Origin of the sequence: Ferrovum sp., from assembly GCF_027317285.1 — a bacterium.
Taxonomy (GTDB): domain Bacteria; phylum Pseudomonadota; class Gammaproteobacteria; order Burkholderiales; family Ferrovaceae; genus Ferrovum.
The window spans coordinates 20,739-27,622 of record NZ_DAHVHV010000028.1; the positions used below are offsets into that span (position 1 = coordinate 20,739).

The 6,884-nt window shown below is 53.6% G+C and carries 8 protein-coding genes and 1 pseudogene; 5 read left to right on the top strand and 4 right to left on the bottom strand.

The window, feature by feature from the left end; all coding sequences use genetic code 11:
* Positions 1-16: 16 nt before the first annotated feature.
* Both rho and trxA read right to left on the bottom strand, forming a co-directional pair.
* The gene (rho, locus tag M6F29_RS07395; RefSeq protein WP_297453856.1) at positions 17-1,276 is read right to left on the bottom strand and encodes a transcription termination factor Rho; all 1,260 of its coding nucleotides are present in this window, start codon (positions 1,274-1,276) and stop codon (positions 17-19) included.
* Positions 1,277-1,419: 143 nt separating this feature from the next.
* A complete protein-coding gene (gene trxA, locus M6F29_RS07400) occupies positions 1,420-1,743 on the bottom strand; it encodes a thioredoxin TrxA (RefSeq protein WP_031598154.1) in 324 nt (107 codons plus the stop codon).
* 189 nt (positions 1,744-1,932) lie between these two features.
* On the opposite strand from trxA, the gene fdxA reads away from it, so the two are divergent.
* A complete protein-coding gene (gene fdxA / locus M6F29_RS07405) occupies positions 1,933-2,265 on the top strand; it encodes a ferredoxin FdxA (RefSeq protein ID WP_298158290.1) in 333 nt (110 codons plus the stop codon).
* 27 nt (positions 2,266-2,292) lie between these two features.
* Here the strand turns inward: fdxA and M6F29_RS07410 are convergent, their stop codons facing one another.
* Positions 2,293-2,943 carry an SAM-dependent methyltransferase gene (locus M6F29_RS07410; RefSeq protein WP_298158292.1) on the bottom strand — a complete coding sequence of 217 codons (651 nt, stop codon included), beginning with the start codon at positions 2,941-2,943 and terminating at the stop codon, positions 2,293-2,295.
* Positions 2,944-3,045: 102 nt separating this feature from the next.
* Here M6F29_RS07410 and M6F29_RS07415 point away from each other — a divergent pair, with 102 nt between their 5' ends.
* Positions 3,046-3,465 carry a VOC family protein gene (locus tag M6F29_RS07415; RefSeq protein ID WP_298158294.1) on the top strand — a complete coding sequence of 140 codons (420 nt, stop codon included), beginning with the start codon at positions 3,046-3,048 and terminating at the stop codon, positions 3,463-3,465.
* A gap of 316 nt (positions 3,466-3,781) precedes the next feature.
* On the opposite strand, the pseudogene M6F29_RS07420 reads toward M6F29_RS07415, so the two are convergent.
* Positions 3,782-4,573, bottom strand: a pseudogene (locus M6F29_RS07420) (transposase family protein); the annotation flags it as partial.
* A gap of 718 nt (positions 4,574-5,291) precedes the next feature.
* Here M6F29_RS07420 and M6F29_RS07425 point away from each other — a divergent pair.
* The 3 genes from M6F29_RS07425 to M6F29_RS07435 all read left to right on the top strand — a co-directional run bounded on the left by M6F29_RS07425 (position 5,292) and on the right by M6F29_RS07435 (position 6,344).
* Positions 5,292-5,519: a type II toxin-antitoxin system Phd/YefM family antitoxin gene (locus tag M6F29_RS07425; protein WP_298158296.1), complete on the top strand. Its 228-nt coding sequence runs from the start codon at positions 5,292-5,294 to the stop codon at positions 5,517-5,519.
* A complete protein-coding gene (locus M6F29_RS07430) occupies positions 5,516-5,938 on the top strand; it encodes a type II toxin-antitoxin system VapC family toxin (RefSeq protein ID WP_298158298.1) in 423 nt (140 codons plus the stop codon). The genes M6F29_RS07425 and M6F29_RS07430 overlap by 4 nt, the downstream gene beginning before the upstream one ends.
* Positions 5,939-6,173: 235 nt before the next feature.
* Positions 6,174-6,344 (top strand): hypothetical protein, encoded by a 171-nt coding sequence (locus tag M6F29_RS07435; RefSeq protein ID WP_298158300.1) that lies wholly within the window; start codon positions 6,174-6,176, stop codon positions 6,342-6,344.
* Positions 6,345-6,884: the final 540 nt, after the last annotated feature.

A 6,884-nucleotide genomic window follows, 5' to 3' on the forward strand; every position in this document is an offset into this window, starting at 1 on the left:
AGTCTCTGACGGGGGGTCAACCGCGCCGCATGGAGTCGAAGAAGTCGGCATTGTTCTTGGTAGCCTTGATCTTGTCGAGCAGGAATTCGATGGCTTCCATTTCGTCCATGGGGTAAAGCAGTTTGCGCAGCACCCAGATCTTTTGCAAGACGTCCTGCTTGATGAGCAGTTCTTCGCGTCGGGTTCCTGAACGGTTTACGTTGAGTGCCGGGTAGATGCGTTTTTCTGCCATGCGTCGGTCAAGATGGATCTCCATGTTTCCCGTGCCCTTGAATTCTTCATAGATCACGTCGTCCATGCGGGACCCGGTATCGACCAGGGCAGTGGCGATGATGGTCAGCGATCCGCCTTCTTCGATATTGCGTGCCGCGCCGAAGAAACGCTTGGGGCGTTGCAGGGCGTTGGCATCCACCCCGCCCGTCAGCACCTTGCCCGAGGAGGGAACGACCGTATTGTAGGCACGGGCCAGACGGGTGATGGAATCAAGCAGGATGACGACATCGCGCTTATGTTCCACCAGACGCTTGGCTTTTTCGATCACCATTTCGGCGACCTGGACATGGCGGGTGGCGGGTTCGTCGAAAGTGGATGAAACCACTTCACCCCGCACCGAGCGCTGCATTTCCGTGACTTCCTCGGGACGCTCGTCGATCAGCAATACGATCAGGGTGGCATCGGGATTGTTGGCCGAGATGGAATGGGCAATATGCTGGAGCATCACCGTTTTCCCACTCTTGGGACTGGCCACCAGCAAGCCGCGTTGCCCCTTGCCGATCGGGGCGACGATATCGATGACACGCCCTGTAATGTTTTCTTCGGCACGGATATCCCGTTCCAGAATCATGGGCTGGGTGGGGAAGAGGGGGGTCAGGTTCTCGAAGAGAATTTTGTTCTTGGCGTTTTCCGGAAGTTCGCCATTGACCGAATCGACCTTGACCAAGGCAAAGTAACGTTCCCCCTCCTTGGGAATCCGGATTTCGCCTTGAATGCTGTCCCCTGTATGCAGGTTGAAGCGGCGGATCTGGGAGGGGCTGATATAGATATCATCCGGACTGGACAGGTAGGAGGTTTCTGGCGAACGAAGAAAGCCGAAGCCATCTTGCAGGACTTCCAAGGTGCCTTCCCCGTAAATGCTTTCGCCTCGTTTGGCTTGGTTCTTGAGCAGGGCAAAAATCAACTCCTGCTTGCGCATACGATTGGCGCCTTCAATTTCGAATTTGGTGGCCATGTCCACCAACTCGGTGACATGGTGAGTTTTAAGATCGGAAAGGTGCATGGATCAGGTATCAGAAAGGGAAATGATTCGGTGGATATGCCCCGAGTGCCGCGCAGGAGCGAGGTACAGGGCGAATTTTTGGTGAGGGTGGCGGTGCACTTCGTGCGCCACCTGAGTGGTCTCAGGGGCGCAGAATAACGTGTTCAGAGGTGGCTGTCAATGAATGCATTCAGTTGTGACTTGGAGAGCGCGCCGACCTTGGTGCCCTCCACACTTCCATTTTTGAACAGCAACAGGGTCGGAATGCCTCGCACACTGTATTTGCGCGCCGTTTCCGGATTGTCGTCCACATTCAGTTTGGCAACCTTGACCCGTTCGCCATAGTCCTTCGCGGCTTCTTCCAGTATGGGGCCAATCAATTTGCAGGGGCCACACCATTCGGCCCAGAAGTCCAGTAAGACAGGAATGGGGGACTGCAGAACGTCCTGTTCGAAGGAGCGGTCGGTGACATGGTGCACATTACTCATGGAAAACCTCAACCAGATTGGGATGAAAATTTTTACAACGTTCAGGAACGACCAGAGATCATTGGGAGAGTCGTGAGGATATCCTAAACCAAAATTCGGCGAAACGCAAAACCAACCTTACCGGTTCTTGAACAGATCAGTTAAAATCATGTTCTTTCATCGGTGGATCATTGTAACCAAGGAGACTCTATGACTTATGTGGTGACCGAATCCTGCATACGCTGCAAGTATACAGACTGCGTGGATGTCTGCCCGGTGGATTGCTTTCGGGAGGGGCCGAATTTTCTCGTGATCGACCCGGACGAGTGTATCGACTGCACCCTGTGCGTGGCTGAATGCCCTGCGGAAGCCATCTTTGCCGAGGATGACGTTCCTGAAAACCAGCGGGCTTTCATCGCCATCAATGCAGAACTGGCCAAGAACGAGCACTGGAAACCCATCATCGAACGCAAGGAAGCTCCTGCCGATGCGGACGAGTGGAAAGGGGTGATGCCCAAGGCACATTTGCTCGACCGGGGGTAGCCCTCTCTCCCAACCGGCTCATCCTGATCAGCGGCCGGGTTTGCGTGCGATCATCCCGACCAGAGCCGAGCGGCCATGATGTCCCGAGCCTTCACTGAGGGTGTCTTCGTACGTTTCAAGATATTCGATGGTGTAGTCCATCCATGCCTGACGCAAGAATTCTTCCGTATAAAGGTTTTCCACGACCGAGGGTCCACCGGTTTTGTACTCCAGTTGCTTGGGGGTATACCCTTGCAAGAGTATTCGACCCCCCGGTTTCAGCAATGTGCGAATCTGCTCAAACTGGCGCTGGCGTAGGTCAGGTGGAGCAAACTGGATGAAGATGCCCACCACCCAATCGAACAGGGCAGGGGTCCGGGAGGTGCGCCACCCATTCGCCAACATGTCACCGCAACAAAAATCCACGGTCACTCCACGTGTTTTTGCCAGTTGTCGTGCCTTATCCACGGCGACGGAAGAAATTTCCACGGCACTGACCTGTAGCCCCTGGGCAGCCAACCATACGCTGTTACGACCTTCCCCATCAGCGACGGACAGGACGCTTTCGCCCGGGGTGAAATGCGCCTTCTGGTCGACCAGAAAGCGGTTGGGTTCGGTGCCAAACAGGAAACTTTGTCCCACACTTTCATAGCGGGAACTCCACATCCTGTTCTGTTCTGCGACAAAGTCATCGTGCATGGTCTGGGTCTCGGTAATAAAACGGGCTTTTTCGCAAGGAACGCCATCAAGTTCCCTATAATGGGCTTTCTCCGGCCTGGCACCGGATTTCGAGGATTCTATATGAAATATTTACATACCATGGTCCGCGTTGCCGACCTGGAACAGTCCCTTCACTTTTATTGCGATGCCCTGGGGTTGGAAGTCATCCGCAAATCGGACTACCCTTCAGGACAATTTTCACTGATTTTTCTGGCAGCGCCAAGGAACCACGAGGCACAGGTGGAGTTGACCCACAACTGGAAACCGGAACGCTATGAGGGCGGCCGCAATTTTGGACATATCGCCTATGAAGTCGCAGACATCTATGCCAGTTGTACCCGGTTGATGCACCACGGTGTTCAAATCCTTCGGCCACCCCGTGATGGGCGAATGGCGTTTGTCCGCTCACCCGATCAGATCTCCATTGAATTGCTTCAGGCAGGGGCTCCCCTGGCCCCCGAAGAGCCCTGGGTTTCCATGCCCAATTCAGGAACCTGGTAACAACCCTCCTGTTTGAGTTGTGATACTGGTTATACACCGCCGCTCACACCATTTTCGGTACATTTTCCATAACCTGAATCCGTGTTCGTTATAGAAAATCCCCACCCGAGACCGAATCGACATGAATTTGACCGGCCAGTCTTTCAAAACCTCAACGAATTTTCATTCGGCTGAGGTTTTGTCGTCAGGTTTTTGTCTTCAGACCCATAGTTTCTGGTCAATATTCCCATTTATGCGTATTCAACCCAGCCTCACTCCTTTCCGTGTAAGGAATTTGAGGGTGCTTCATGGTTTTTCCCGATTACCGTGGTCAGGTTTACCCATAAGACACCGCTTTTTTCAACAAGGCTTGCAATTCCATGAAGATATTGGCGTGCATAGCCACCCCACGACCAAAATCCAATATGATGTTACGGGCATGTTCGACCATTCTGGCGGCTCGATACATGATTTCCTGCAATACCGTCTTCAGTCTCCTGCGCTTGGCGGGGTGCCGGATGGGAGAAATCTCTCCGGTCAATCCCAATTGCCCCAGCAGACGCAGACAGTTGTAGGCGAAAGAGGCCAGATGCACGATGGCATCGTTGGTGTCGAATTTACCCGAAGGCAGACGCTCCAGATCCAGATCGCTTTTGAATTCGGAATGAAATTGCTCATGGGTACCATGGTGCTTATAGAGTTCGATGACTTCCGCCGTAGGCAAGTCCAGACTGCTCCACCATCCTTCCAACTCGATCTCCGGCACCAACAGGTGTTGCCCCTTCTTGTCGATGGTGCGCTCGATCACGCGCACATGCAAGACGAAGTCGCGCTGGCTCCCCTGCCAGGCGCGAGGGACCGTCATCTTCATCAGGGCCACCCGCTTTCCGGGGCGTTGTTCCTCAAAGACCCCAGCTACTTCAGCCTTATCCACCCCAATATACGCAGCAATCGGGGTATACCCATCCACCCCTTGATGGGTCCGACCCACTTCTTCCTTCCGGGTGTTGCTGTTGTCCATTACAAATGTGTCAAGATCAACACAGACAAACCCCTTGTGGGGCGTAATCGGAGCATGGGTGGATTCCAGCAGGCGCAGGGTCAGTTCGTTCGTGTGCTCACGAAATTCCCCAGTTTCATTGACCGAAGCGGAAACGCTTGAGCCGAGTCAACTCGTGGGACAGACTCTGGATATGCGCTTCCTTGGTCAGTAGGCGAGGCCATCGGGATAGGTGACCGGCCCGGGGGTGGCGATCGTTTCGAGGGTTTGCGTATCGACCACTGCGATACGGTGATCCCCGGTCGCCGCGACATACAGTCGATGGCGTTCCGGCACTGCGAGGACGCCGTGAACGCGTTTGAAACCACCAAGGTTGGCAACTCTACTTTCCGGCTTGCAACATCGAAGATCACCACATGGTCGGCATCCATGTGCGAAATATACAACCGACCGCCGGATGCATCGAAATTCTGATAGTCAAAGCGAACTGCGGGCCCTGGCAAGGGAATATCGGCAACCTCGACCAGCGGTTCATGGACCGATGATGGCGAAGTCTGCGCGTGACTCATCGATAGGGGCAAGGAAGTTGCCAGCAGGCAGGCAACGGCCTGCAGAAATTTGTGATGATAAGGGCTCATAGGGACTTCCATGCTTCCATGGTTAATGATGCCCTATAGTTATAACCGAAATTGAGGAAGCCAATCATGAAGATATCATGACAAATTGAGGTGGTTAGAAACCCCGTACCCTATGGAATGGGCGTCCACATAAGCAATAATTCTTTACAAGATGACCATCCTGATCGACAATGTACGCTCATATGACTATTTAAAAGGAGGATGAATCAATGAAAACTGCCACCGTGGCGAATGCCAAATCGCATCTATCCGCTTTGCTCGCTGAAGTCGAAGCTGGCCAAGGTGTCGTTATCACCCGCCGTGGAAAGCCAGTGGCACGTCTCGTTCCCGAGCCGCGATCAGGGGGGTTCGACTGGTCTGACTTGCGTAATTGGGTGTCTGCGCCGCCGACATCGGGTATGACCGTTGCCGAAATGCGCGAACAGGACCTGCTGTGATTTATCTTGACACTTCGGTGCTGGGCGCGATCTTTTTTCGAGAGGCTGGCGCGGCCAATCTTGTGGCTCGACTTGAAAGCCAGCGTAAAGCGAAGTTGATGATTTCAGCCTGGACGCTAACCGAGATGGCCAGCATCGGTGGCATCAAACAGAGGACGGGTGCCATTAATGCTGACACTCGCCAGCAGGCCATTGCCAATTTTCAGCGGTTTGCATCCATGCACCTTGTCACGGTAGAAATTGATCCGGCAGATTTTCGTACCGCAGCGGTACTTATCGAATCGCCTGCCGTCCTGCGTGCAGGGGACGCACTGCATCTGGCAATCGCTCGTCGTTTGTGTGCTAAAATCGCCAGTCTTGACCACCGGTTGTGTGCGGCGACTGAGGTGTTGGGGATGGCCAGATTTGAACTTTCGTGAGATGCACCAACCGTTAAAGGCTATACGGACATTGCTGGCATTGTCCATGTTCCAGATATCAACCATAGCGTTTCCGTTGCATGGTGGACAGGAAACTGACCGGCATTGCATCAGCGCTCACGCGCCCATTGCACCGCCTCATCAATAAGGTCGGTCAACTCGGTCTCGCTCATACTTGAGGTGGCTACTCTCGGTACCCGGATGAACGGAGCCGGTGGCGAGTAATGTTTCCCTCATGCAGATCACGCAGATCGCGCAGATCGGCGAGTGCCAATTCAACCACACGATCGAGGACTTCCGCCGGTACCAGGCGCGACCTTTTTCTCCCAAAAATGGGCTAATGTGGCCGCAAGAAATTGCAGAATGTCATCAGCAACTTGAAATTGGGCCAAAAGCAGCGGGTTGAAATTGGATGTCAGGTAGGCAAAGGGAGGGTGATATTTTTGTGACTGTCACCCCAAATAGAACTCATCGCACCGGCAACTTCCCGTATTTTTCAGTGATACCGTCACCGTGATTCTATGATCGTGTTTTCCTCTGAGAGGGCATGGTCATGGCTACGGTACACCGTTTCAAGTGCCTGAATTGTCATAAGTTATTCCGTCCCGATCCACGCAATCGTCGACACCAGAAGTACTGCTCACAACCTGAGTGTCGGGCCGCCAGTAAGGTAGCCAGCCAGCGGCATTGGCTCGCCAAACCCGAGAATGTCTCCTACTTCAGTGGCCCGGTCCATGTGAACCGGGTCCAACTGTGGCGTGCCGCCCATCCCGGGTACGGGAAACCCCGCACTTCCAAGAGCTCTGCGTTACAAGATCTCTCAATCGCGCAACCTACTGATAATAATAATGAAACACCCAAATTCGCAAACACCCCGTTACAAGAGATCATAAATTCTCAACCCGCTGTTTTGATTGGACTTATCGCCCATATCGCCACATCACCG